The sequence below is a fragment of the Halopseudomonas laoshanensis genome (genome assembly GCF_008365385.1).
GTDB lineage: Bacteria > Pseudomonadota > Gammaproteobacteria > Pseudomonadales > Pseudomonadaceae > Halopseudomonas > Halopseudomonas laoshanensis.
Genome location: NZ_QOVF01000002.1, coordinates 240,006 through 264,855, shown reverse-complemented (window position 1 = coordinate 264,855; position 24,850 = coordinate 240,006). Strand labels below are relative to the sequence as shown.

Annotated in this window: 25 protein-coding genes and 1 riboswitch; of the genes, 10 read left to right on the top strand and 15 right to left on the bottom strand. The window is 59.0% G+C overall.

The window, feature by feature from the left end:
- Positions 1–115 precede the first annotated feature (115 nt).
- A complete protein-coding gene (gene miaB, locus DT594_RS07845) occupies positions 116–1,456 on the bottom strand; it encodes a tRNA (N6-isopentenyl adenosine(37)-C2)-methylthiotransferase MiaB (protein WP_149332179.1) in 1,341 nt (446 codons plus the stop codon).
- A 138-nt stretch (positions 1,457–1,594) separates the two neighbouring features.
- On the opposite strand from miaB, the gene DT594_RS07840 reads away from it, so the two are divergent.
- Positions 1,595–1,921, top strand: a complete 327-nt coding sequence (locus tag DT594_RS07840; protein ID WP_022961295.1) for a DUF1820 family protein — start codon at positions 1,595–1,597, stop codon at positions 1,919–1,921.
- Positions 1,922–1,977: 56 nt separating this feature from the next.
- Here the strand turns inward: DT594_RS07840 and DT594_RS07835 are convergent, their stop codons facing one another.
- From DT594_RS07835 to DT594_RS07815, 5 genes are read right to left on the bottom strand one after another with little or no spacing between them, the layout of a single operon-like run.
- The gene (locus DT594_RS07835; protein ID WP_149332178.1) at positions 1,978–2,619 is read right to left on the bottom strand and encodes a tetratricopeptide repeat protein; all 642 of its coding nucleotides are present in this window, start codon (positions 2,617–2,619) and stop codon (positions 1,978–1,980) included.
- Positions 2,616–3,284 (bottom strand): hypothetical protein, encoded by a 669-nt coding sequence (locus tag DT594_RS07830; protein WP_149332177.1) that lies wholly within the window; start codon positions 3,282–3,284, stop codon positions 2,616–2,618. The genes DT594_RS07835 and DT594_RS07830 overlap by 4 nt, the downstream gene beginning before the upstream one ends.
- On the bottom strand, positions 3,281–4,561 hold the full coding sequence (gene hemL / locus DT594_RS07825; protein ID WP_149332176.1) for a glutamate-1-semialdehyde 2,1-aminomutase: 1,281 nt from the start codon (positions 4,559–4,561) through the stop codon (positions 3,281–3,283). Before hemL ends, DT594_RS07830 begins: the two co-directional genes overlap by 4 nt.
- An 11-nt stretch (positions 4,562–4,572) precedes the next feature.
- Positions 4,573–5,205 (bottom strand): thiamine phosphate synthase, encoded by a 633-nt coding sequence (gene thiE, locus DT594_RS07820; protein ID WP_149332641.1) that lies wholly within the window; start codon positions 5,203–5,205, stop codon positions 4,573–4,575.
- On the bottom strand, positions 5,205–6,005 hold the full coding sequence (locus DT594_RS07815) for a hydroxymethylpyrimidine/phosphomethylpyrimidine kinase (RefSeq protein ID WP_149332175.1): 801 nt from the start codon (positions 6,003–6,005) through the stop codon (positions 5,205–5,207). The genes thiE and DT594_RS07815 overlap by 1 nt, the downstream gene beginning before the upstream one ends.
- A gap of 155 nt (positions 6,006–6,160) precedes the next feature.
- On the opposite strand from DT594_RS07815, the gene DT594_RS07810 reads away from it, so the two are divergent.
- Positions 6,161–6,583 (top strand): Mpo1 family 2-hydroxy fatty acid dioxygenase, encoded by a 423-nt coding sequence (locus DT594_RS07810; protein WP_149332174.1) that lies wholly within the window; start codon positions 6,161–6,163, stop codon positions 6,581–6,583.
- 3 nt (positions 6,584–6,586) lie between these two features.
- On the opposite strand, the gene DT594_RS07805 is transcribed toward DT594_RS07810, so the two are convergent.
- From DT594_RS07805 to DT594_RS07775, 7 genes are all read right to left on the bottom strand, one after another.
- Complete coding sequence (locus tag DT594_RS07805) at positions 6,587–7,216, bottom strand: pseudouridine synthase (RefSeq protein ID WP_149332173.1); 630 nt, start codon at positions 7,214–7,216, stop codon at positions 6,587–6,589.
- 135 nt (positions 7,217–7,351) lie between these two features.
- Positions 7,352–8,998: an acyl-CoA dehydrogenase family protein gene (locus DT594_RS07800; RefSeq protein ID WP_149332172.1), complete on the bottom strand. Its 1,647-nt coding sequence runs from the start codon at positions 8,996–8,998 to the stop codon at positions 7,352–7,354.
- A complete protein-coding gene (locus DT594_RS07795; protein ID WP_149332171.1) occupies positions 8,995–9,636 on the bottom strand; it encodes a TetR/AcrR family transcriptional regulator in 642 nt (213 codons plus the stop codon). Before DT594_RS07795 ends, DT594_RS07800 begins: the two co-directional genes overlap by 4 nt.
- An 88-nt stretch (positions 9,637–9,724) precedes the next feature.
- Positions 9,725–9,925: a DUF2788 domain-containing protein gene (locus DT594_RS07790; protein WP_394241652.1), complete on the bottom strand. Its 201-nt coding sequence runs from the start codon at positions 9,923–9,925 to the stop codon at positions 9,725–9,727.
- A 94-nt stretch (positions 9,926–10,019) separates the two neighbouring features.
- Positions 10,020–10,508 (bottom strand): Lrp/AsnC family transcriptional regulator, encoded by a 489-nt coding sequence (locus tag DT594_RS07785; RefSeq protein WP_149332170.1) that lies wholly within the window; start codon positions 10,506–10,508, stop codon positions 10,020–10,022.
- A 346-nt stretch (positions 10,509–10,854) separates the two neighbouring features.
- Positions 10,855–11,739 (bottom strand): cation diffusion facilitator family transporter, encoded by an 885-nt coding sequence (locus DT594_RS07780; RefSeq protein WP_149332169.1) that lies wholly within the window; start codon positions 11,737–11,739, stop codon positions 10,855–10,857.
- A complete protein-coding gene (locus DT594_RS07775; RefSeq protein WP_149332168.1) occupies positions 11,739–12,149 on the bottom strand; it encodes a polyribonucleotide nucleotidyltransferase in 411 nt (136 codons plus the stop codon). Before DT594_RS07775 ends, DT594_RS07780 begins: the two co-directional genes overlap by 1 nt.
- Positions 12,150–12,270: 121 nt before the next feature.
- Between DT594_RS07775 and hrpB the strand changes: the two genes are divergently transcribed.
- From hrpB to chrA, 7 genes are all read left to right on the top strand, one after another.
- The gene (hrpB, locus tag DT594_RS07770) at positions 12,271–14,805 is read left to right on the top strand and encodes an ATP-dependent helicase HrpB (protein ID WP_149332167.1); all 2,535 of its coding nucleotides are present in this window, start codon (positions 12,271–12,273) and stop codon (positions 14,803–14,805) included.
- A 66-nt stretch (positions 14,806–14,871) separates the two neighbouring features.
- The gene (locus tag DT594_RS07765) at positions 14,872–15,891 is read left to right on the top strand and encodes a methyltransferase (RefSeq protein WP_149332166.1); all 1,020 of its coding nucleotides are present in this window, start codon (positions 14,872–14,874) and stop codon (positions 15,889–15,891) included.
- Between the two features lie 40 nt (positions 15,892–15,931).
- Positions 15,932–16,055: riboswitch (yybP-ykoY riboswitch) on the top strand.
- 88 nt (positions 16,056–16,143) lie between these two features.
- Positions 16,144–16,728, top strand: a complete 585-nt coding sequence (locus tag DT594_RS07760) for a TMEM165/GDT1 family protein (protein ID WP_246164589.1) — start codon at positions 16,144–16,146, stop codon at positions 16,726–16,728.
- Between the two features lie 101 nt (positions 16,729–16,829).
- On the top strand, positions 16,830–17,627 hold the full coding sequence (locus tag DT594_RS07755; RefSeq protein WP_149332164.1) for a DODA-type extradiol aromatic ring-opening family dioxygenase: 798 nt from the start codon (positions 16,830–16,832) through the stop codon (positions 17,625–17,627).
- A gap of 124 nt (positions 17,628–17,751) precedes the next feature.
- Complete coding sequence (gene yghU / locus DT594_RS07750; RefSeq protein WP_149332163.1) at positions 17,752–18,603, top strand: glutathione-dependent disulfide-bond oxidoreductase; 852 nt, start codon at positions 17,752–17,754, stop codon at positions 18,601–18,603.
- A gap of 6 nt (positions 18,604–18,609) precedes the next feature.
- Positions 18,610–19,389: a class II glutamine amidotransferase gene (locus tag DT594_RS07745; RefSeq protein WP_149332162.1), complete on the top strand. Its 780-nt coding sequence runs from the start codon at positions 18,610–18,612 to the stop codon at positions 19,387–19,389.
- A 132-nt stretch (positions 19,390–19,521) separates the two neighbouring features.
- A complete protein-coding gene (gene chrA, locus DT594_RS07740) occupies positions 19,522–20,883 on the top strand; it encodes a chromate efflux transporter (protein WP_149332640.1) in 1,362 nt (453 codons plus the stop codon).
- Positions 20,884–20,932: 49 nt separating this feature from the next.
- Here chrA and DT594_RS07735 read toward each other — a convergent pair whose 3' ends face one another.
- The gene (locus DT594_RS07735; protein ID WP_149332161.1) at positions 20,933–21,958 is read right to left on the bottom strand and encodes a CNNM domain-containing protein; all 1,026 of its coding nucleotides are present in this window, start codon (positions 21,956–21,958) and stop codon (positions 20,933–20,935) included.
- 182 nt (positions 21,959–22,140) lie between these two features.
- Between DT594_RS07735 and DT594_RS07730 the strand changes: the two genes are divergently transcribed.
- Positions 22,141–23,901 (top strand): S8/S53 family peptidase, encoded by a 1,761-nt coding sequence (locus DT594_RS07730; protein ID WP_149332160.1) that lies wholly within the window; start codon positions 22,141–22,143, stop codon positions 23,899–23,901.
- A 106-nt stretch (positions 23,902–24,007) separates the two neighbouring features.
- Here the strand turns inward: DT594_RS07730 and DT594_RS07725 are convergent, their stop codons facing one another.
- Positions 24,008–24,814, bottom strand: a complete 807-nt coding sequence (locus DT594_RS07725) for a M48 family metallopeptidase (protein WP_149332159.1) — start codon at positions 24,812–24,814, stop codon at positions 24,008–24,010.
- Between the last annotated feature and the right edge of the window lie 36 nt (positions 24,815–24,850).

Sequence of the window (24,850 nt, the reverse complement as noted above, 5' to 3'; positions counted from 1 at the left end):
CGCCTCGTGGCATTCAGGAAATAACAGCATAGCGCGCAAAGCGCGCGATGCAAAGAAGGGCAGATGAGTGGGAATGCGCGGCCGAACGGCCGCGCGAAAGTCCGGGTGGCATAGCTTAGTGAACAGTCTCCGCCAGCAGGCTGCCACGCAGGGAGTGTGGCAAAGCTTCATCGACCAGAACGTCAACGAACTGTCCGATCAACCGCGGGTTGTCGCAGCGGAAATTGACGATGCGATTATGCTCGGTACGACCCTGGAGCATGCCCGGGTCTTTCTTCGAATAATCGGTCACCAGTATTCGCTGGGTAGTGCCAACCATGCGCCGGCTGTTATCAAAGCCCTGCTGATTGAGTCGGGCCTGCAGTATCTGCAGGCGCTGCTTCTTGACCTCGGTTGGGGTGTTGTCTACCAGGTCAGAAGCCGGTGTGCCTGGCCGTGAGCTGTAGATAAAGGAGTAGGAGAAATCGAAACCTACATCTTCCACCAGCTTCATGGTCTGCTCGAAATCCTTGTCGGTTTCGCCGGGGAAGCCAATGATAAAGTCCGAGCTGAGAATCATGTCGGGTACCGCGGCGCGCAGTTTGCGCACGCGCGATTTGTATTCCAGCGCCGTGTGGTTGCGCTTCATGCCGGCTAACACGCGATCGGAGCCGGACTGCACTGGTAAGTGCAGGTATTTGACCAGTTCCGGGACTTCGGCATGCGCCAGAATCAGGCTGTCGGAGAATTCCAGCGGGTGCGATGTGGTGTAGCGGATACGGTCAATGCCGTCGATTTCGGCAATGACCCGAATCAGGTCAGCCAGATCGGCAACCTTGGCGTCGTGGGTCTGGCCGCGATAGCCGTTGACGTTCTGACCCAGCAGCGTGACTTCACGAACGCCGTTTTCGGCCAGGTGAATGCATTCAGCCAGCACGTCGTCGAATGGACGGCTGACTTCCTCACCACGGGTGTAGGGCACTACGCAGAAGCTGCAGTACTTGCTGCAACCTTCCATGATCGAGACAAAGGCCGTTGGGCCATCAACGCGTGGCTCTGGCAAACGGTCGAATTTCTCGATTTCCGGAAATGACACATCTACCTGCGGTTTATGCGTGGTGCGCGCGGCATTGATCATTTCTGGCAGGCGGTGCAGGGTCTGCGGGCCGAATACCACGTCTACATAAGGGGCACGGTCGCGGATCGCGGTGCCTTCCTGGCTGGCCACGCAACCGCCGACACCGATAATCAGGTCGGGATTCTTGTCTTTCAGCGGTCGCCACCGACCCAGTTCGGAGAAGACCTTTTCCTGGGCCTTTTCACGAATCGAACAGGTATTGAGCAGAATGACGTCCGCCTCATCGGGGCGGTCGGTCAGCTCCATTGCCTGATTTTCGCCGAGCAGGTCAGCCATACGCGAGCTGTCATACTCGTTCATTTGGCAACCGTGGGTCTGAATAAAGAGTTTCTTGGCCATGGGATGTGCTAAGCGTAACCTTGTAAAAAGCGGAATTATACACGGATGAGGCGGTGCATGTCCCGTGCTGTGCTATCATCCGCGACCGCCGAACCTGCCTGTTCGGCTTGGCCAAGATACAGGTTTGATGGTTCCACGATGAGCAAAGACAAGCAGCCGATTTTCCGCGTTATTTTCCTCAACCAGGGTCAGGTATACGAGCTCTATGCTCGGCATATCTTCCAGAGCGATCTCTGGGGCTTTCTGGAAATTGAGGAATTACTGTTTGGTGAGCGCTCGCAGGTGCTGGTCGATCCCGCCGAAGAAAAGCTTAAAACCCAGTTCGAGGGGGTTGAACGCAGCTTTATTCCGTTGCAGTCGATTGTGCGTATCGATGAAGTCGAGCGTATCGGTCAGGCGAAAATCAGCGAAGCCAAGGGTGGCGGAAACGTGATGAATTTCCCTATGCCGCCGCAGCCGAGCTGATCTAGCCGAGCTGATCCGGCCGAACCTGGCTCATCAGGTCGAAGGCCGGGCGCCGCTCATTCAAGGGTCTGTACAGGTCCGAAGGTGGAGTCCATCTGCGGGTCACGCAGATCGCCGCTTTCCGGCTGGGCGGGTTTGCCCTGCAACTGTTCTTCACGGATTTGCGCTAAATAGTTGCGAAATAGCGTGCCCAGTACCTGAGTGGCGACATCCAGCTCCTCTGCGTTCATCTGAAGCGCGATCTGATCGCTGGCATCCATGGCTTCATCTTTGCCATTCACTGCCGCCATTTTGAGGATGATGTATGCCTGGGGCAGATTACGGGTCACGCCTTCGCCCTGGTAGTGCATCAGACCCAACTGGTACTGGGCGCCTGGATGGCCTTGAATCGAGGCTTTTTCAAACCAGCCAAGTGCCTGTTCGATATCCTTTTCCACCCGCTCACCACGCTGGTACAGCTCGCCCATCTCGAATTGCGCCTGCAGATCGCCAGCGTTGGCGGCTGTTTCGCACGCCTGGATCGCCAGCGCGAGACTTTCATCGTCAACCCGGTTGATCGCACAGCGTTCTTCAGTGCTGATCAACAGGGAATTATTGCCATTCTGTGCCAGCACCAGCGCAGGGCTGATCAGCAAACTCAGCAGGCAGAACCGCGCTAGGCGGGTAGACAGTAATCGGATAGGCAATCGAGTATTCATGAGTCAGAGGCGGCCTTGGGTCCGCTGTAAGGACTATTAAGGCCTTTATTGTGCGCCTGTTCTGCCAGCAGGCCAACTGCCAGTGCGCAGCCGACGAAGCCCGGCAGCAACCAGCTGGCCTGCGGGCTGGAGTCGAGCAGGCTGGCGAGCGGCAAACTGTGGTGCAGCAATGCCGGCGCCAGCAGGCCGACCAGCCCGGCTATGCAGAGCACACTGATGCGCCAGTCCTGGCGCCGGTATAGGCAGGTGACAAGTACCAGGCAGGCAGCTCCCAGCAGGTTAACCAGCCACTGGTAGCCCGCCTGCCACTCGAGATAACGGGAGAGTTCGTAGAACCCCAAAAGGCCGAGAATGATCTGACTCCAGATCACCGGTTTCCAGCGCATCCCTCGGCCCAGCACTAAACACACCAGTCCGAGCAGCGGCAGGCTCATATGCTGAGCGGCCAGGCCCATGATGCGCTGGGCATGTTCAATGCCGGCATTGCTTGCGCCCCAACTTGCCAGGCCAAGTAGCAATGCGCTGCTGGCGGTCAGCAGCAGCGCCACCATGCTGGCTTTAAGCGCGCCCTGGGCTTCTGCATGCAGGGCATGCTTGCGCTGCCACAGCCAGAAACATAAGGCCAAAGCTGCAGCGCTCAGCAGCAGATAGCTCAAGGCGATCATAGGGCGGCGAATGCCTTTTCAGCTGCGTCCAATGTCAGTTTCAGTTCAGTTTCGCCGTGAGCGATAGAGGTAAATCCGGCTTCGAAGGCGCTCGGAGCCAGATAGACGCCGTTATTCAACATGCCGTGAAAGAACCCTTTGAAGCGCTCGGCATCGCTGGCCATGACGTCATCGAAGGTGACGATATCATCGGCTCCGGAGAAATACAGACCGAACATCCCGCCTGCCTGGGTAGTAACGAAGGGTATGCTGGCAGCATCCGCGCGCTCCTGAATACCGGCCAGCAGGCGGGTGGTGTAATCCGTTAGTTCATCATGAAAGCCCGGGCGGCTGATCAATTTTAGTGTGGTCAGGCCTGCTGCCATCGCCAGCGGATTGCCCGACAGTGTGCCGGCCTGATACACCGGCCCTAGCGGGGCGATGACTTCCATGATCTCGCGTTTACCGCCGAAGCAACCGACCGGCATGCCGCCACCAATGATCTTGCCGAAGGTGGTCAGATCGGGGGTGACTTTGTAATAAGCCTGGGCGCCGCCCAGCGCGACGCGGAAGCCGGTCATCACCTCATCAAAAATGAGCACTACGCCATGCTCATCGCACAGCTCACGTAGCCCCTGCAAAAATCCTGGCGCGGGCGGTACACAGTTCATGTTGCCGGCAACGGGCTCAACGATGATGCAGGCCACATCCTTGCCCGCCTGGGCCAGCAGTTCTTTGACAGCATCAATATCGTTAAACGGGAGGGTCAGCGTGTGCTTGGCGAAATCGGCGGGTACGCCAGCCGAGCTGGGTACGCCTTGAGTCAACGCGCCAGAACCGGCCTTGACCAACAGGCTGTCGGAATGGCCGTGGTAACAGCCTTCAAACTTGATGATGTTGTCACGCCCGGTATAGCCACGGGCCAGGCGGATAGCGCTCATGGTCGCTTCGGTGCCGGAGCTGGTCATGCGGACCATTTCCATCGACGGCACCAGCTCACAGACCAGATCGGCCATCTCGGTTTCCATCGCCGTCGGCGCACCGTAGGACAGACCGTGTTGCAGTTGGTTACGAACCGCATCCAATACCGCAGGATGGCTGTGGCCGAGAATCATCGGGCCCCAGGAGCCGACGTAATCCACGTAGCGGTTGTCGTCCTCATCGGTCACATAGGCGCCTTCGGCGTGCTTGAAGAACAGCGGAGTGCCACCGACGCTACGGAATGCGCGAACCGGCGAGTTGACGCCGCCTGGGATATGTTTTTGAGCATTGGCGAAAAGGGTTTCTGAGCGTGACATTAGGCATTCTCTCAAAGGGTTTGAAACAGTTCGCTGAAGCCGCGTGCGCGTCGTTCGACTTCGGCAGGCGAGGGCGCGCCGAACAGGCCGTTGACTACGGCCAGCAGGCTGGCGCCGGAGCTGATCAGCTGCGGGGCATTGTGCAAAGTGACGCCGCCGATGGCGACGATCGGCAAATGAAATTGCTTTCTGGCTTGCTCAAGCAGAAAGGGGGTCGCCGCGGGGGCGCCGGGTTTGGTCACCGACTGGAAAAAGCGCCCAAAGGCGATATAGCTGGCGCCTGCTTTCTGCGCTTCGCTGGCGAAGTCCAGGCTGGCATGGCAAGTGGCGCCAATGATCGCCTGACTACCTAACTGCTGGCGTGCTTCACCCAGACTGCCGTCATCGCGACCAAGATGCAGGCCGACCTGCAGTTCGCTGGCCAATAGCAGATCATCATTGATGATGAGCTGCGCGCCGTAGTATTCGCACAAAGACTTGAGCTGGGTGGCTTCATCGCGGCGACGGGCCGGATCCGCGGATTTGTCACGGTACTGCAGCAACCGTGCTCCCCCGGCTAACGCCGCATCCACCCAGGGCATCAGCCGCTCGCCAGCCAGCAGTTGGCTGTCGGTGATGGCATACAGGCCGCGCAGTGGGTGGATCACGAGCAGTAATCCAGGGGCAGGCGCCGGGGTACATACTGGCCGTGGCCGGGCTGCTCGGCGTCACGCAAGGTGCGCCAGGTGTAATCCAGTGCGGACTTGACCGCGCTGACCAGTTCTTCACCCAGGGCCAAGCGGCCAGCCAGCGCGCTTGCCAGCGTGCAGCCTGAGCCGTGGTAGTTACCCGGTAGGCGCTGACAGATAAAGGTATGTTCGCCACCGTCGCGACAATACAGCCGGTTATGAATCTCGCGCTCTTCGCCGTGCCCGCCGGTAATCAGCAGGTTGCGGCAATAGAGCAGTAGCTTGGCGGCACATTCATCGGCAGTGCCTTCGGGCAGTTCGGCAAGAATGCGCGCCTCCGGCAGATTAGGCGTGGCGATCAAAGCCAAGGGCAGCAGTTTCTCCCGCAAGGCGAAACCCACCTCATCCTTGCCCAGCGAGCCGCCACCGCCAGCTCGCAGGACCGGATCGCAGACCAACGGCAGCTCCGGGTGCTGCTGCATCAACTCGACCACGGTATCGACCATGGCCAGATTGCCCAGCATGCCGAGTTTGACCGCCGAAACCGGCATGTCGTTGAGCACGGCGTTAGCCTGAGCCATGACCCATTCGCGGTCCAGCACCCGGAAGTCGCTGACATCTACGGTGTTTTGTACGGTCAAGGCAGTGATGGTAGGCGCCGCGTGACAACCCTGGGCAATCAGGGCTTCTATATCAGCTTGCATGCCAGCGCCACCGCTAGGGTCGTGCCCCGACAGGCAAAGTACAACGGGACGGAAAGGTAGAAGTGTTTTCATGCGCTAAGCTTAACATCAAGCGCTCTTAACCGGCAGGGGACTCGGCTGGCTTTCAAGGCCATGACGGACCTGTGTGTGCCGGTGGATACTGTGTTCCGGGAACTGGATTTTTTGTAAACAACCATGTGGGTAAAACAATAACAGAGGTGCCGGGTATGAAAGCGATTGACCAATGGTTCGATGAGTACGGCGAGAGCCATCACAATCCGACCAACAAGTTGCTGCACTGGATCTGCGTGCCGCTGATCACTTTCAGTGTGCTGGGCATCCTCTGGGCGATTCATCCATGGGTGTCCGTCTTGGCGGTCGCGTTAGCGCTGGCTTTCTATGCGACGTTGTCCTGGCGCATCACCGCCGCGATGCTGGTATTGAGTCTGATCATGCTGCTGATCCTGAGCATGATGACCTACGTATTTATCCCCTGCGTGGCGATCTTTATTCTGGCCTGGATCGGGCAGTTTATCGGCCATCATCTGGAAGGAAAGAAACCGTCGTTCTTCAAGGATCTGCAGTTTCTGCTGATCGGGCCTATCTGGCTGCTCGGCTTTATCTTCCGTCTGCTGGGTGTCCGCTACTAGAACCTAGATTTCCACCTCTCGCCATTCGCCCGGCTGCAGTTCGGCCAGTGTCCAGTCACCAATGCTCACGCGCACCAGGCGCAGCGTGGGCAACCCCACTGCGGCGGTCATGCGCCTGACCTGGCGGTTTCTTCCTTCGCGAATGGTGATGCTCAGCCAATGGGTAGGAATGCTGGCGCGAAAGCGTACCGGCGGGTGGCGTGGCCAGAGGGTCGGCTCCTGCATCTGTTCTACTTCGGCGGGTCGGCAAGGACCATCGTTAAGCAGGGGGCCGGCGCGCAGTTGCGCCAACTGCTCTGCCGTCGGCGTACCCTCCACCTGAACCCAGTAGGTTTTTGCCAGCTTGTGTTTGGGATCGGTAATGCGCGCTTGTAGCCGGCCATCGTTGGTCAGCAATAGCAGCCCTTCACTGTCGCGGTCCAACCGGCCAGCAGGATAGATGCCGGGCAGATCGATAAAGTCCTTGAGGGTGGCGCGGCCCTGGTCGTCAGTGAACTGCGTAAGCACATCGAAGGGCTTGTTCAGCGCGATCAATCTGGGGTTGGCCGGTGGCGCCGCAGGTTGACGTCGGGGCTTGGCGCTCTGCGGACGCACCGGTTTGCCGGTCGGGGCGCGCGGTCTGGTTGGTTTCATGCTGGGGCCTGGCTTGGATACTGGCGGTTGATGCTAGTGGTGTTGCGGTCAGAGGTCCAGTTTGGGGAGATGCTGAGGGAGCTGGCTGCTGAAAACAGCGAGCCAGCTCCATCTTGCTACGGCGATAGCCAGGGGTCAGCTATTGGGTGTTGAGCGGTCGACCAGCGCTGCCACGTCAATGCCGCGCGGCAAGGTGCCATAGGCGCGGCCGCGTCCGGCAATACGGCTGGCGATAAAGGCGTCGGACACCACTTCATTGCCGGCCTCCAGCAACAGCTTTGCCTGCAGCGCCACCGCGACATCTTCGGTCAGTTGCCGGGCGCGGTATTGAATCTCGTCGGTATCGCGGAAATCGGCCTTGATGCGCTCAATATGGTGTTTCAGCTGGGCATCACCGTGGCCATCGCCCAGTTCGCCGAACAACACCTCTAACACCCCCGGCTCCTTTGACAGCGCGCGCAGTACATCCAGGCATTGCACATTGCCCGAGCCTTCCCAGATCGAATTGACCGGCGCCTCGCGGTACAGACGTGGCAGGATGCTCTCTTCCACATAGCCCGCGCCGCCCAGGCACTCTTGAGCCTCATTGATCATTGCCGGCGCGCGTTTGCAGATCCAGTACTTGCCGATCGCGGTCACCAGTCGGGCGAACTTTTCTTCATGCTCATCGTGGGCACTGTCGATCGCTTTGCCCATGCGCATGGTCAGCGCCAGCGCCGCCTCGCTTTCCAGCGCCAGATCAGCCAACACGTTTTGCATCAGCGGCTGTTCGGCCAACACGCGGCCGCCGACCGTACGATAGGCGCAATGGTGACTGGCCTGGGTCAGCGCCTGACGCATCAGCGAGCTGGAGCCGATCATGCAGTCGAAGCGGGTCATGGAGACCATTTCGATGATCGTGGGTACGCCGCGGCCTTCCTCACCGACCATCCACGCCAGCGCGCCGCGGAACTCGACCTCACTGGAGGCGTTGGCCTGATTGCCGAGTTTGTTTTTCAGCCGTTGGATATAGAACTGGTTGCGCGTGCCATCCGTCCGATGCCGCGGCAGCAGGAAGCAAGTCAGGCCTTTGTCGGTCTGGGCCAGGGTCAAAAACGCATCGCACATCGGTGCGGAACAGAACCATTTGTGCCCAACCAGTTCATACGCCTGGCCGGGGCCGCCAAGGCCGACCGCGTAGGCGCGGGTGGTGTTGGCGCGCACATCAGTGCCGCCTTGCTTTTCGGTCATGGCCATGCCGATGGTGGCGCCGGTTTTCTGTTCGATGGGCAGATTGCGCGGATCATATTGCCGCGAAAGTATCTTGGGCAGCCATTTTTCCGCCAGGTCCGGTTGCAGCTTGAGCGCCGGCACGCAGGCGTAGGTCATGGTCATGGGGCAGCAACTGCCGGCTTCGATCTGGTTGTGCAGGTACATGCTCGCAGCCCGCGCAACGTGGGCGCCTGGCCCGGGTCTGGTCCAGGGTGCGGAGGTAATGCCATGGGCTATGCCGGCGCTCATCAGCTCATGGTAGGCCGGGTGGAATTCCACCAGATCAATGCGATTGCCGACCCGGTCGTGACTTTTGAATACCGGCTTGTTTTCGTTGGCCAGGAAGCCTGCAGCCATCAGTGGCCCGCCCGCGAGCTGCCCGTAAGCGGCCAGCTCGTTATCTGCCCAGTCGCCGTTGAATCGGTGTACCCATTGCCTCAGCGGCAAATCTGTGTGGTACAGGTTGATGCCTTCCAGAGGGGGCACCTGATTGGTCACTTCGTGGGTTTCGGCATATTGATGCAGGTTCATGGTGAGGGCTCCTTCGCGCCGAGGGCGCGCAGACAGAATCGGGTGAGGGCGCGGGTGTAGCTTTCCAGGCTTTCACTGGGCAACCCGCTGGCGCGCAGGGCGCGGGCCTGTGGTGATAGCGGGCCGATCAAGGATTCGGCAATGGCGCCTACCAGGCAGGCTGCGGTGATGGATATATTGCCGACCTGAAAGCTGCCATCGTCATTTCCCTGCTTGATCAGCTTGTGGAAAAGCTCCGCATAGGCGGCGCGGTAACGCAGGCGTTCAGTGTCCACATCGGGCTCAAGCGGCTCGGCGATGAGTGCATGGGCAAGCTGCCGGCTATGCCAGGCGCGCGCAGCGAAGTGCGCAATCCCTGCGCGCAGGCGCTCGGCGGCCGTACCCTGGCCAAAAAACTGCTCTTTGAGTGCATTGACTTCGATGCGGGTAGCCCGGGTAAAGACTTCCGCCGCCAGCGCGCCTTTACCCGGAAAGTAGCGATACAGGCTGCCCGTGGCGATGCCGGCGGTGTGCGCCAGACGGCTCATGCTGAGTGCGGAAAAACCGCCTTCAGCGACCATCTCCAACGCACAGCCAAGGATATGTTCACGTAGAGCCTGGTCGCGTTCCAGGCGGGCATGGGTCGTGCGGTAGGCCATAATCTGCATCCTGATTCGTCAATGATGAACAGTGAATCAGGATTCAGATCTTGAAGCAGCAGGTGAAACGGTCACAGATACGGCTTTTTCAGCCCTCGACCTGGCCGATGATAATGACCTTGATTACAAAGCCAATCACACCCAGGCCCAGCGCGAGAAACAGCACCATGGTGCCATAACGTCCGGCCTTCGACTTTTTCGCCAGATCCCAGACGATATAGCCCATGAATCCGACCAGAACGAAAATCATCAGGGGCATCGCGATAGCTTCAAACTGCTGGTAATCCACAGCCTTTCTCCGATTGTATCTGGGCGGCCATTATAGCGACTTCGTGGCCGGGGCACTGTGACAGGTCGTCGCAGCGCTTTACTCCAGAGTGCTCTCAGCTGGTGCGCAAATGGTCCAGCGGCAGTTCGGTGCTGGTTTTTATCTGGTTGAGGACAAAGCTTGAGCGCACGCTGGACACGCCTTCAATCCGGGTCAGATGGCCGAGCAGTAGTTGTTGGTAATGTTCCATATCCGGGACCACCACGCGCAGCTGGTAGTCGGCGTCCATGCCGGTGACCAGGCAGCAGTCCAGCACTTCAGGCCGCTCGCGGATAGCGCTCTCGAAGCCAGCGAACCGCTCCGGGGTATGCCGGTCCATGCCGATCATGACGAACGCAGTCAATGACAGGCCCAGCTTGCGCGAGTCGAGCAGGGCCACCTGGCGTTGAATATAGCCGCTGTCTTCCAGTTGCTTGACCCGTCTGGAGCAAGGCGAAGGCGAGAGCCCAATATGCTCGGCCAGCTCTTGATTGCTGATCCGCGCATCCTGCTGTAGGGCGGCGAGAATTTTCAGGTCGTAACGGTCCAAATTGTGCTCAATCATGCCGGACTCCGTTTTTATTGCTTAGAATAAGCAATAAATGAATATATGTTGCCGAAGTATGGGCTATATCTGCAATTTTAGGCAAGAAATGGCGCGGCTGGCGGGCTATGATGGTTCCACGTTCAAAGCCAAGACCGGCTCGTCCAGTCTGCTCCTCCACAAAGGGATCAGACGGCTAACGATTCTACCGAATCCGTTGCCAACCGGTCACCCAGCTCACAAGGCTCAGGGAATCAGGCAGGCATCTACCCGACGCGATGTGGACATACAAAAGCGGCTGAGCCCGAAAAGGTTCGGCCGTTTTTGTGTACGGCCGGTCAGGTCCGGCCGAATAGGTGCGGCTCATTCAAACCGGATCGGTATGGATCAATACGTCGGTCTGAGGAAAGCGCTCGACGATTCTGGCCCTTACCCGTTCACCCAGATCATGCGCCTGCACCAGAGGCGTCTGCGCGGGTATCTCTACATGCATCTGCATAAACCAGTCGTGACCGGATTGGCGGCTGCGAAAATCATGCACGTTGACCACCCCTTCCACGGAGCGGGCGAGCTGAAGTGCTTCAGCGCGCACCTCATCGGATAGCTCCCGGTCCATTAAAATCTGCACTGCATCGCGGCCAATCTGAATGGCGCTGTAGCCAATAAACAGCGCAATTGCCAAGCCGAAAAACGCATCAGCGCGCTGTATGCCGTAAGCGGCCAACAGCAACGCTACAATGATGCTGGCGTTCAGCAGCAGGTCGGAGCGGTAGTGCAGCGAGTCAGCACGAATCGCGGTGGAGCCAGTGCGCTTGATCACATGGCGCTGAATCAACAGCAGGCCGATGGTCGCCGCGATGGAAAACAGCATGACAGCAATGCCCAGCCAGGCGCTGTCCAACGGCCTGGGATTGAGCAGCCGATCGATCCCCTGCAGCAATACCAGTACGGCAGAGCCGGTGATGAACGCGGACTGCGCCAGCCCAGCGAGGGCTTCAGCCTTGCCGTGACCGAAGCGGTGCTCGTGGTCGGCGGGCTTCAACGCATAGCGTACCGCGAACAGATTGATCACTGACGCAGCCGCGTCCATCAATGAATCAATCAGCGACGCCAGCAGGCTGACTGATCCTGACATCAGATAGACACTGCTTTTCAGCGCAATCAACAGTACCGCCACTGCTACAGAGGCGTAGGTTGCCAGCTTCAGCAGTCGGTCGCGTTCGGCAGGTTTCAGCGGCGGCACGTTGATCATCAAGCCCTCGGCGGCAACCCTAGCGAAGCCAATTGCTGGCTGTTCGGCTGGCTGATCTGCCGTGCGTGCTCCAGGGGCAAATCCAGATCCAGATCCTGCTTGATAATCGCCTTGAGTTTCAGTGGGTCAACCTGGCCCTCTTGGTCGAGCGCATCGTTCAGACGTTCCGGCTTGAGCGAATATTCACCATCAGGCAAGTAGATAGCCCCGGTAGCGAAGTCCACCGCGAAGGCAATCACCCCGGGAACGATATACAGCAGAAATCCGAGTGAATTGAGCACTACTAATCCGGAATCGAGTTCGCCACTGATCTGGCCGCGGCGTTCCGGATAGAAAATTGTGCCGCAGGCAGCCAGCTGGGTGGTCATGGCGGTGGTGAGCAGAATGGCGGCGAGGGGTTTCAGGCGCATGTTTTAGGTCTCAGTCCGGTTGAAAGAGTGCGTCAAGCATGGGCTTGCCGACCAGCTTGGTTAGGTGGTGAGCATAGCAGAGCGGCTATAATAGCGCCTTTGCTTCGAGTGCTTGTAGACCATGACCGATTTACCTGTCGCCAGCGTACTGGATGAGCTTGATCAGGCGCTGGCCAGCCACCCTTGCGCCGTGTTGCAGGCACCGCCCGGCGCCGGTAAAACCACGCTGGTGCCGCTGGCGCTGTTGAACAGTGCCTGGCTGGCAGGGCAGAAGATCATTCTGCTTGAACCGCGCCGGTTGGCTGCGCGGGCGGCGGCCGAACGGCTGGCTCAGCTGCTGGGTGAGCCGGTCGGGCAACGGGTCGGTTATCGCATCCGTTTGGAAAGCCGGGTCAGTTCTGCCACGCGTATCGAGGTAGTCACGGAGGGGATTCTGCAGCGTCTGTTGCAGGACGACCCCGAGCTGCCAGGCATCGGCCTGGTGATCTTCGACGAATTTCATGAGCGTAGTCTGGACGCCGATCTGGGGTTGGCGCTGTGTCGGCAGACGCAACAATACCTGCGTGATGATCCGCCGCTGCGGTTGCTGGTGATGTCCGCCACGCTGGACGCACAGGCGGTCAGTCAGCTGCTGGATAACGCGCCCATGATCAGCAGCCAGGGTCGGCAGTATCCGGTGGATGTGCGTTACAAGGGTACGGCTGAGCCGCGACAACCAATAGAGCCGAGAGTGGTACAAACTGCACTGCAGGCGCTGGCGGATGAAGGTGGTAGTCAGCTTATCTTCCTACCAGGGATGGCGGAAATCCGCCGGGTTGAGACTCAGCTTGAGGCGCAGCTCATGCACCACAAGGATGTGCTGGTCACGCCGCTGTATGGTGAGCTGGACCTCGCTGCTCAGCGCCTGGCCATCAGCCCGGCGCCGCCCGGGCAACGCAAGATTGTGCTGGCCACTTCCATAGCGCAAACCTCGCTGACTATCGAGGGCATACGGGTGGTCATCGATGCGGGCTTGATACGCCAGCCATCCTTCGACCCGGTGTCCGGCCTGACGCGCCTGCAGACCCGCCGAGTTTCCCAGGCTGCTGCCGAACAACGCGCGGGCCGCGCTGGGCGCCTGGAACCCGGTGTATGTTATCGGCTGTGGTCGGCCAGCCAGCAGGAACAGATGGCGGCGCAGGATCAGCCGGAAATGCTCCAGGCCGATCTCGCCCCCCTGGCGTTGCAATTGGCGCAGTGGGGGATCCAGAAGGCGAGTGAACTCAGCTGGCTTGACCAGCCGCCGACGGCAGCCTTGGCTCAGGGTCGCGAACTGCTCGAGATTCTGGGCGCATTGCGGCGCGACGATGCTGGTTGGCGGCTGACCGAGCATGGCATGGCCATGGCGGCCTTACCCATGCACCCCCGTCTGGCGCATATGCTGTTGCGCGGTCAGGCGATGGGACTGGGGCTGCTGGCTTGCCGCCTGGCCGCCATCGCCGGCGAACGAGATCTGTTGCGTGGGGTGCAGGATGCCGACGTGGCCAGGCGCATGGCACTATTCGATCAACCCAGGGCTGACGGTTCGCTAGACCGCGGAGCGCTGCAGCGCGCACGTCAGTTGGCCGGGCAATGGCAGCGCCTGTTGGAGAAAACGGCAGTGAACCCGGTCGATAACCCCGAGCATGAGCGCTGGCAGGGCCTGCTGCTGGCCATGGCCTATCCGGATCGTATTGCCCAGCGGCGGGCGGAGGGCGGGGAGTACCGGCTGGCCAATGGCCGCTCGGCGGCCTTTGCCGAGGCCGATGCGTTGCAAAAGCATGAGTGGCTGGTGATCTCGGCTTTGGGCGGCCATGCGGCGCAACGCAATGTCAGAATCTTTATGGCTGCCGCTCTGGATGCGTCTTTAGTGACAGGGCATGTGCCTGAACTGCTGACCCAGAAGGATACGTTGGATTGGGATGCGCGCAGCGAAAGTTTGATCGCCGAGCGTCAACAGCGCCTGGGCGCGTTGATTTTCAGCCGCCGGGCCTTGCCCGAGATGGATCCCGATGCACGCAACCGCGCGCTCTGCGAGGTGGTGCGCAGACAGGGTTTGAATCTGCTGCCCTGGACGCCAGCATTGCGCCAGTGGCAGGCACGGGTGATTCTGCTGCGTCAGCTGGATCTGAACCAGGGCGGCAGCAGTGACTGGCCGGATATCAGCGACGCGGCTTTACTCGATACGCTGGAGGCCTGGCTGGCGCCCTATCTGGGTAAGGTCAGGCGCCTGGCGCATTTTGCCAATCTGGATTTGCCTTCGATCCTGGCTGGGCTTTTGCCCTGGCCGCTGCCGCGTCAGCTTGACGAGCAGGCCCCCAGCCACTGGACCGTACCCACCGGCTCGCAAATCCGTATCGATTACAGCGAAACGCCGCCGGTTCTGGCGGTGCGGTTGCAGGAGATGTTCGGCAGTACCGATACGCCGCGGATCGCGCAGAATCGACAGTCGCTGCAACTGCATCTGCTGTCACCCGCTCAGCGCCCGGTGCAGATCACCCAGGATCTGGCCGGTTTCTGGCAGGGCAGTTATGCCGAGGTTAAAAAGGATATGAAGGGCCGTTACCCCAAACATTACTGGCCCGATGATCCCCTCCAGGCTGAGCCCACGCGGCGGGCCAAGCCGCGCAAGAGCTGAGTGCTCGCTTTGCAGTGGGGAAGCGAGAACGTACAATCCCCAACCCGCCCACAACCGGAGTTGTCGATGGACAATACCAGCCAGATTCTTGAACGTAGCGCCGAGCTGTTTGCCGGCAAGCGTGTGCTGCTGGTCAATCCGACCGCAGATAGCCTCACTGTGCAATTGCCCGCGCAATGGCATGTCTGGACCTGGGATTATGCAGTGTGGCTAGGCTTGAACGCGCAACTGGACGCGGAGCATCTGAGTTTTTCGCACCAGTGCCCGGCGGTCGGCGAGCTGGATGCGGCGGTGCTGGTCATGCCCAAGGCACTGGAGCGCGCCGAGTATGCGCTGGCGCAGATTGCGCCTTTGCTACAGGCCGGTTGCCCGCTGTATCTGGTCGGGGAAAAGAAGGGCGGCATTACCCGTGCTGAAAAGCTGATGCAGCCCTATGCGAAGTATGCTGAAAAGCTCGATTCCGCCAGACATTGTCAGCTATGGCGCGCCGCGGTCAATGGCCAGGCTGCCCAGTTCGTGCTGGCCGAATGGCAAAAGCAGTTCACCCTGGAGTTCAGCGACCAGTCGGTCGAACTGGTCAGTCTGCCCGGCGTTTTCAGTCATGGGCGGCTGGATGAAGGTAGCCAATTGCTGCTGGAAGAGACCAAGCCCTTGCCTAAGGGCAAGGTGCTGGATTTCGGTTGCGGGGCAGGGGTGCTGGCCACTGTGTTGGCGCGGCGCAATCCAGGCAGTCAATTCGAGTTGGTAGACGTGGACGCGCTGGCGTTGTACTGCGCGACACAAACCTTGCAGCGTAATGGCGTTGAGGCTGAGGTTTACCCTTCCGACGGTTTGAGCGACGTGCATGGACGATTGGCCGCAGTGGTCAGCAACCCACCGTTCCATACCGGGATCAAGCACGACACCAGTATCGCCGAACGCTTCTTCGAGCAGGTCACGCGCAATCTGTTGCCGCGCGGCGAATTGCGTATTGTCGCCAATGGCTTTCTCAAGTACCCAGCTCTGATTGAAACGCACATCGGCCCCTGCCAGGTGCTACGCGAAAACAATCGCTTCAAGGTCTATTCGGCCGTCGCCCCGGGTTGATCAGATCGGGTTGACCACGTCCGACCTGCGGGGTATATTCCCGCCCGTCTTAGGGGAGTAGTCTCTCTATGCAGGCCATCGCGGCCTGCACTGGCAAACGTCAACATACTTGGTCCACAGACCATGGCGTTTGCGACCTGCGGCCGCGCCAGCGGCTCCGGTTTGACGAGACCTATGACATACGCACACCAGCCGAGGGCGGAGGTGGACGTATGTCATTGGTTTGTTGATCCGCCCTCTTATGGAACCTCCGTGGAAGCCTTCTTCGTTTCAACCGGTATTGTTGCGCTGGCAGAGATCGGCGACAAAACCCAACTGCTTGCCTTACTGCTCGTTCTGCGTTTCCGCAGGCCTTGGCCTATCGTGCTGGGTATTTTTGTTGCGACCGTGGCCAACCACGCGCTGGCCGGTGCTGTGGGCCAGTTGGTCAGCGATTTTCTCAGTGATACCTGGTTATACACGCTGCTGGCTATTTCCTTTATTGCTGTCGCTGGCTGGACGTTGATTCCGGACAAGCTCGACGAGGATGAAACCCCAGCCATCAGCCGTTACGGTGCTTTCGCCGCCACGCTGGTAGCCTTTTTTATTGCTGAAATGGGCGACAAGACCCAGATAGCCACGGTGGTCTTGGCTGCGCAGTTCGATGCCTATCTGTGGGTGGTGCTGGGCACCACGCTGGGCATGATGCTGGCCAACGTACCCGTGGTGTTCATGGGTAACGCGGCTGCAACCAGGCTGCCGCTGGATCTTATTCGGCGCATTGCTTCTGGCGCGTTCCTGTTGATGGGGCTCTATGCGGCATGGCTCGCATTCAGGGCTTTTCAGGGCCAGGCCTGATGGCATTGCAGCAGTTTCCCCGGAAGTTCAGCGTTGTCACCGGCCGGATGCTGCCGAGTAGGTTATGCTGAATAAAGGTTGGCATTTGATTGGAGGTGTTCATGCAACCGGTGCTTTTTCTTTCCCATGGCGGGGGGCCCTTACCTCTGCTTGATGATCCCGAGCATGCCGAACTTCTGCTGACCTATGCGCTGATCCGCCATAAGCTCGATGGCTTGCAACCGCTGCCTTCGGCATTGCTGTTTATCAGCGCCCACTGGGAGACCAAGGAGCCAACATTAACCGCGGCGGCCCAGCCGTCGTTGCTGTTTGATTATTACGGCTTCCCGCCGCAAAGCTACCAGTTGCGTTATCCGGCACCCGGAGCGCCTGGATTGGCGGCGTCCTTGGCCGAGCAGCTCGCAGCGGGAGGCTGGACAACGCATCTCGACGCGGAGCGTGGTTTGGACCACGGCGTGTTCGTGCCCGGGATGCTGCTATTTCCGCGCGCCGACATTCCCTGCCTGCAATTGTCCTTATTGGATTCGCTGGATGCGGCCGCGCATCTGGAGCTGGGGCATGCGTTGCGTGCGTTGCGCGACGAGAACGTGTTGATCATCGGTTCCGGTTTTTCCTTTCACAACATGCGTGCTTTCTTTGATCCGGTTACCAATCAGGAAGCGTCACTGAATCTTGCCTTTGAAAACTGGCTGGAAAGCAGTTTGCGCATTGACGACGAGCAATTGCGCGAAAACTCCCTGGCCAATTGGAAGCAGGCGCCCGGTGCAGCTTTTTGTCACCCCCGGGAAGAGCACCTGCTGCCCATTCACGTCTGCGCCGCTGCCGCCGGTAAACCGGTCACCCAGGAGTGGCGTTTCACTGCGCTGAACCGGCATGGCAGCTGTTACTGGTGGGATTGAGCGTGTTGCTGGCAAAAGCTGCGGCGACACCTTTGCTTGCAACGGCGGGTAAACATTTGCCCGCAAATAGTCCACTATTAACCGATTACCACCTCTATGAAATCAGCCAGACAAGGGGAATACGATGACTGAGAATACCTACACGCCGCCGGCAGTCTGGACCTGGGATCAGGCGAGCGGCGGCAAGTTCGCCAATATCAATCGTCCGGTCGCCGGCCCAACCCATGACAAGCCATTGCCCGTAGGCAAGCATCCGCTGCAGCTTTATTCGCTAGCTACCCCCAATGGCGTCAAGGTCACTATTTTGCTCGAAGAGCTGCTGGCGCTCGGCATCAAGGAAGCAGAGTACGACGCCTATCTGATCAACATCGGCGAAGGTGATCAGTTTGGCAGTGGTTTTGTCGACATCAACCCGAATTCGAAGATTCCTGCGTTGCTGGATCAGACCATGGACCCGCCGCTGCGGCTGTTCGAGTCGGGGTCGATCATGCTCTACCTGGCCGACAAGTTTGGCGCCTTTATTCCCAAAGACGCCGCCGGACGTGCCGAATGCTTGAACTGGCTGTTCTGGCAGATGGGCAGTGCGCCGTTCCTGGGTGGCGGTTTTGGCCATTTTTACGCCTACGCTCCAGAAAAATTCGAGTATCCGATCAACCGTTACACCATGGAAGTGAAGCGGCAGCTGGATGTACTCAATCGGCAATTGGCGGACCATCCGTATATTGCTGGCGAGGAATACAGTATCGCTGATATGGCGATCTGGCCCTGGTATGGTGGGGTGGTGACCAATCAGGTATACGGCGCCGCAGAGTTTCTCGAGGCGCATACCTACACCCACCTGCTGCGCTGGGTGGAGCAGGTGGGCCAGCGTCCGGCGGTCAAGCGCGGGCGCATGGTGAACCGAACCTGGGGCGATGCTTCTGAGCAGCTGCCGGAACGCCACGACGCCAGTGACTTTGACAAGGTAGCAAAGTGACTGGCGATGTGTGAGCTGATGGGCATGAGCGCGAACGTGCCGACCGATATCTGTTTCAGCTTTTCCGGGCTGATGCAGCGCGGCGGTCGCACCGGGCCGCATTGTGATGGCTGGGGCGTGGCGTTCTATGAAGGTGGTGGCCTGCGTTGTTTTCATGATCCACAACCGTGCCACAGCTCAGCCATCGCTCAGTTGATCGAAAGCTATCCGATCAAGTCTGAAAACGTGATTTGTCACATCCGTCAGGCCAATGTCGGCCGGGTCAGTCTGGCCAATACCCACCCCTTCAGCCGGGAGTTATGGGGCCAGTACTGGAGCTTTGCGCATAACGGGCAGATGCAGGCTTTCAGCCCCCAGGCCGGCCCCTTTCAACCGGTAGGCAGTACCGATAGCGAAGCTATTTTCTGCGATCTATTGAATCGGCTGCGTGCCAGGTTCGAACAGCGCCCCGCGCTCGCTGAACTGATGGATTGCATCACCGCTGCCTGCACGGAGTACGCCGAGCAAGGGGTATGTAATCTGTTGATCAGCAACGGTGAGTGGTTGTTTACCCTGTGCACCAGCAAGTTGGCCTGGATTACCCGCCGTGCACCCTTTGGCCCTGCGCAGTTGAGTGATGTGGAGCTGGCAGTGGATTTCAAGGAGCACACCACACCGAATGATGTGGTGACGGTGATTGCCACTGCACCACTGACCAGTAATGAGACCTGGCAGCTGTATGCGACAGGTGAGTGGCGTGTCTGGCAGGGTGGGGAGACCTTGTTGCAAGGTCGGTTGGCCGGTTAGCGGCCGAACGTGTACATCCACAGCGAAAATGCAGCAAAGTTTTGATATACACAGGGTGAATGTGGCGCTGCGCTGCTTGATGCTCAGCTTGTGTTGTGTGATTCACCTTGCCAGGAACTCAGACTGTTGATGATGGACGAACCCCCGCCTTCTGTTGCTGCTGATAACGCGCTTTGTCCATCAGAGGTGCGCTTTTACCAGGCCTTCCTCTTTTGGCTCAAGCTGGGCCTGATCAGCTTCGGCGGGCCGGCTGGGCAGATCGCAATCATGCACCAGGAACTGGTTGAAAAACGCCGATGGATTTCCGAGCGACGTTTTCTTCACGCGCTGAATTACTGCATGTTGCTGCCGGGGCCCGAGGCCCAGCAGTTGGCGATCTATATCGGCTGGTTGTTGCACCGTACCTGGGGTGGTGTGGTGGCGGGCGTGCTGTTCGTGTTGCCGTCGCTTTTGATCCTGATCGCTCTGGCCTGGATCTATATCGCTTACGGCGAGGTGCCGCTCATTGCCGGGATTTTTTACGGTATCAAGCCGGCGGTTACCGCCATTGTATTTCAGGCGGCTTGGCGCATTGGCGGCAAGGTATTGAAAAACAGATGGCTGTGGGCAATAGCGCTGACGGCCTTTGTTGGCATTTTCTTTTTCAACTTGCCTTTCCCATTGATTGTGCTCGGCGCGGGGTTGGCGGGCTATCTGGGTGGACGGTTTGTGCCGCGATACTTTCAACCGGGCGGCGGGCATGGCGCTGAGCAGAAGTGCTACGGGCCTGCATTGATCGATGATGATACCCCTACACCGGAGCACGCCCGGTTTGCCTGGCCCCGCCTGGCGCGGTTGCTGATGGTAGGCGCAGCGCTCTGGCTGCTACCTATGCTGGCGCTGTATTGGCTGTTTGGTTGGGACGGTACTTTGACGCAAATGGGCTGGTTTTTTACCAAGGCCGCGTTGCTGACCTTCGGCGGCGCTTACGCGGTGCTGCCCTACGTGTACCAGGGAGCCGTCAGCGATTTCGGCTGGGTAACCCCTGGGCATATGATCGATGGCCTGGCGCTGGGTGAAACCACGCCGGGTCCGCTGATCATGGTCGTAGCCTTTGTGGCCTTTATCGGCGCCTATGTGTTGGAGATATTTGGACCTGAACAGGCATTTCTCGCCGGGACGGTGGCGGCGATGCTGGTTACCTGGTTTACCTTTTTGCCGTCTTTTCTGTTCATTCTCGGTGGTGGCCCGCTGGTGGAGTCTACCCATGGGCAACTGGGCTTCACTGCCCCGCTGACCGGTGTCACCGCTGCGGTCGTTGGCGTAATCGTTAATCTTGCGTTGTTCTTCGGTTACCACGTGCTCTGGCCGGAGGGTTTTGACGGAGCGCTGGACTGGCCTTCGGCGCTGATCGCCCTGGGCGCTGCGCTGGCGTTGTTCGGCTTGAAGCTCTCGGTGATGAAGACGCTGGGACTATGTGCGCTGGCAGGGTTGCTGGTGCAGTGGCTGATCTAGTTAAAGCCTGCGATTAAAAAAGCCAGGCACGGGCCTGGCTTGGTATTGATCAGCTCGCCCTGGAATCCTTCAGGCGATGTTCCCAGCGGCGCCGGGCGAACCGGCGCATGTTGGGGATGTCGTCGGTCTCGTCCATGATCGGCTTGCCGATGATCGCCTCAACGATGTCCTCCAGCGTGACCAGGCCCTGCCAGCCGCCGAATTCATCGTAGATCAGGCTCATATGCTGACGTTCCTGCATCAGTTGGGTCATCAGGTTCTCTGCGTTGGTGGTTTCCAGCGTGACCTTGATCGGCTTCATGATGCTGGATACCGGCTGGCTGTCATCTTCGGCCATCAGCGCATCGTAACGAAACACCACGCCCAGTGGCGCTTCGTCTTCAGCGACTACCGGGTAGCGCGAGAACTGGCTTTCGCGAATGCGCAGCTTCAAATCGCCGATACTTTCATCCGGTAGCGCGGAGGCGCTGACAATACGTGGGGTCATGATGTCTCTGACTTTGACGTCATGCAGGTCGAGAATATTGCTGATGACTCGCTGCTCATCATCGTCCAGCTTGTCCAGTTCACGGCCAAGCATGGCCAGGGCTTTGATTTCCTCGCGAATGTCATGCTCGGGCGGTTTGCCGCCAAACATTCTCATCACCACGTCAGACAGCATGATAAACGGCTTGAGTAGCAGAATCATGATGCTAAGCAAGGGCGGCAGGAACGGCGCAATCGGACGCCAATATCGCGCACCAATGGTTTTCGGCAGAATTTCCGACAATACCAGAATCAGCAGCGTCATTACCGCCGAGGCGATACCCAGGTATCCGTCGCCAAAGACGATGGCCACCTGTGCACCTACGCCGGTAGCACCCACGGTATGGGCAACGGTATTGAGCGTGAGAATGGCAGCAAGAGGTTGATCTACGTTGTCTTTCAACTGCTTGAGACGTTCGTAGAGCTTGGGTTTTTCCAGCTTCTGATGGGCGATGTAACTAGGCGTCAATGAGAGCAGGGCGGCTTCAAGAATGGAACAGATAAATGAAACCAGAATGGAGAGGACAGCAAAAGCTATCAGGAGAGTCATGGGGTCCTGTTGAGGGTGGCTTATGAGTGTCGAAATTTACCTGAAAATAGTGCGCTCGTCACTGGCGTAATTGCAACCGGAGCACGCTGCAATAGTTTGCGCCATCCGGCGAAATTCATATTGGCTTCAGGTAAGGGGTATATGCTGCTGATCGTTTAATGGCGGTACGTATGGAGCGCAATATGAAGCAGAATTACCTGAGTGGGTTGGTTCTTGCAATGGCTGCGGCCATGCCAGCCAGTGCATTATCGGCGCAGCCGCTGCGCGTAGAGCAATTACAGCGTTGCGGCGATCGGCTGCAGGCCGAGGTTCAGGAATTCTGCTTGCGCGTTACCGGCCTTGGCGATTCGGGCTGGCAGGCGCGCCTCAACGGTACGCCACTCAAGCAGCAGGCTATGGAGTACCAGGATGGTCAAGTGCGTATCCAGGTCAAGGCTGCTGAGGCTGAGAGTGGGCCACTCTGGTTTGAACAGGATGGCCAGGCCAGTAACCCCATCTGGTTGAGCCTGAACAGCAGCCACGTGGTGGCGGCAACCGATCAGGAAGTGGTCAAGAACATGGATGGCCTGACCACCTATGTCGATTTGATCAGCGTCATTATCGAAGAGAGCCATAACGGCGCCAAAGAGTCGCGTCGCCTTGCCGAAAAATACGGTGCCCAGGTCGTGGGCGCGATTCCACCGCTCAATACCTACCAGTTGCGTCTGCCCGCAACCAATCTGGACGAACGGGATGCACTGGTGTTGCGCCTGGGTAGTGAGGTCAGTGTGGATGCCGTAGTGATCGAGGAGTCGGGAGCGGAAGAAAGCGTTGAAAGTGAAACAGCCAGAGAACCCGCGGCCGACGATGAAGAGTGGGCGTCAAACCGCTTTCTGGATGCAGTGAATTTTTACCAGCGGCGGCTGCCGCGCGAGGGGGGTGACATTGAAACCCATCCCATCCGTATCGGCGTGATCGAGCGCGATGTGGACTTTGATTCTCCCGATTTTGCCGATTACCTGGGTGACTGCCGCAGTGGCGGACCGCGCACCTGCGTCTATGCACGCGATGCCGATCAGCCAGACGGGCATGGCACCACTGTGGCCGGCGTCTTCGCGGCAGCCTGGAACGGCGGTGGCAACAGTGGCTTTCTGCGCGGTCTGGACAAGGTCGGCCCTGGCTTTGAGGTGATCGTCGAACGTAATTCTGATGCGGGGATCACGGCCAATATCGCCGCTTCGGTGAATCTGGTCGAAGACGGTGTGCGGGTACTCAACTGGAGTTGGGGTATCCACCGCGTCGGCGCGATTGATATCAACGGCAAGGAAGTCGACTCGCTGGTGCGCTCCGGCATCGCCATGAGTGGCTACGAAGAACTCCTGGAAGAATTCTTTCTCTGGCTGCGCCGTGAGCATCCCGGTGTGGTGGTAGTCAATTCGGCGGGCAATGCTTCCTCGTATTCCGGCCGCGACGAGTATCGACTGCCATCATCATTCGTAACCGATCAATTGTTTGTGGTCGGTGGCCATGAACGCAGTGACAAGGATGTGGCGGTGGATGATCCTGAGTACGCCATCAAGCGCAGTGCGTCGAATATCGACATGCGCGTGGATGTGACCGCTGCTGCCTGTGTGCTCGGCTCGACCAAGGAGAAAGGTCAGCGCGGTGATGTGCATTGCGGCACTTCCTACGCTACCCCTTTGGTAGCGGGCCTGCTGGCGGCGATGATGTCAATCGACCCGGAGCTGGAGCCGGAGCAGTTACGCATGCTGCTGCGTCGCAGCGCGATGACCATTGGTGAAGAGTATGATTTCGAGCCAGTGGAAGCGGATGATCTGACCGCGCCGATACTACCGTCGGAACGGGCCAATGATCTGAATCATCCGGATGTGGGCCGATCAGCGCGACTGGATATGTACAAGGCACTGGATCTGGCGGTGCAGAGCTTGGAACGAGTGCGCTAGGGTCTGGAGCAGATAGCGCATAAAAAAGCCCACCTGTTATGGTGGGCTTTTTGTTGGCCTCCGTAGCGCAAATCAAACCAGCAGACTTGCCACGGCTTATGCGTTGTTACTTGGCCGCGTTGTACAGAGGTTGCACCCGTGGAATCGCCGCCTGCAAGGCTTGAATGCGCCCGCCCGAGTTCGGGTGAGTGCTGAGGAATTCCGGTGGCTGGCCTTGTGATGCGCTGGCCATTTTTTGCCACAGGCTGACGGCGGCTTCCGGCTTGTAACCGGCTCGGGCGGCCAGTTCCAGCCCGATCAGGTCGGCTTCCGACTCATTTGAGCGGCTGTTGGGCAGCGTGAGGCCAACTTGCACCGCTTGGCTGGCAGCCTGTTGGCCTGCTTGACCCAGACCCAGCAAGGCGCCGGCCAGTTGCGTACCAGTCTGTGTAACATAGGCTCTGGAGATCGCTTCGCGGCCGTGCTCACGCAAGGCATGGGCGATTTCGTGACCCATGATCTGGGCGATTTCATCGTCGGTCAGTTTCAACTGGGTGATGATGCCGCTATAGAAAATGATCTTGCCGCCGGGTGCACAGCTGGCGTTGATCTGGTCGCTCTTGATCAGGTTGACTTCCCAGTTCCAGGAACGGGCGTCCTGGCGGAAATGCGTGACCTGCGGGATTAGATCGTTGGAAATCCGGCGGAGCCGCTGAACCATTGCCGCGTCAGTGTTCAATACTTTCTTGCTGCGCGCTTCGGCGAGCATCTTGTTGTAGGACTCTGCCGCCATTTTATCGACTTCAGCGCTGGACAAGGCGCTGAACATGCGCTGCTCCCGGTCGACGCCCACTGCGCCTCCCTGAGTGGTCTGGACGGTTTCACAGCCTACAAGCGCAAGTAGCGGCAGGCACAACAGAAAGCGGGTACGCATGATCTAGTAATCCTTGAGTCAGAATGTCGAGTGTTT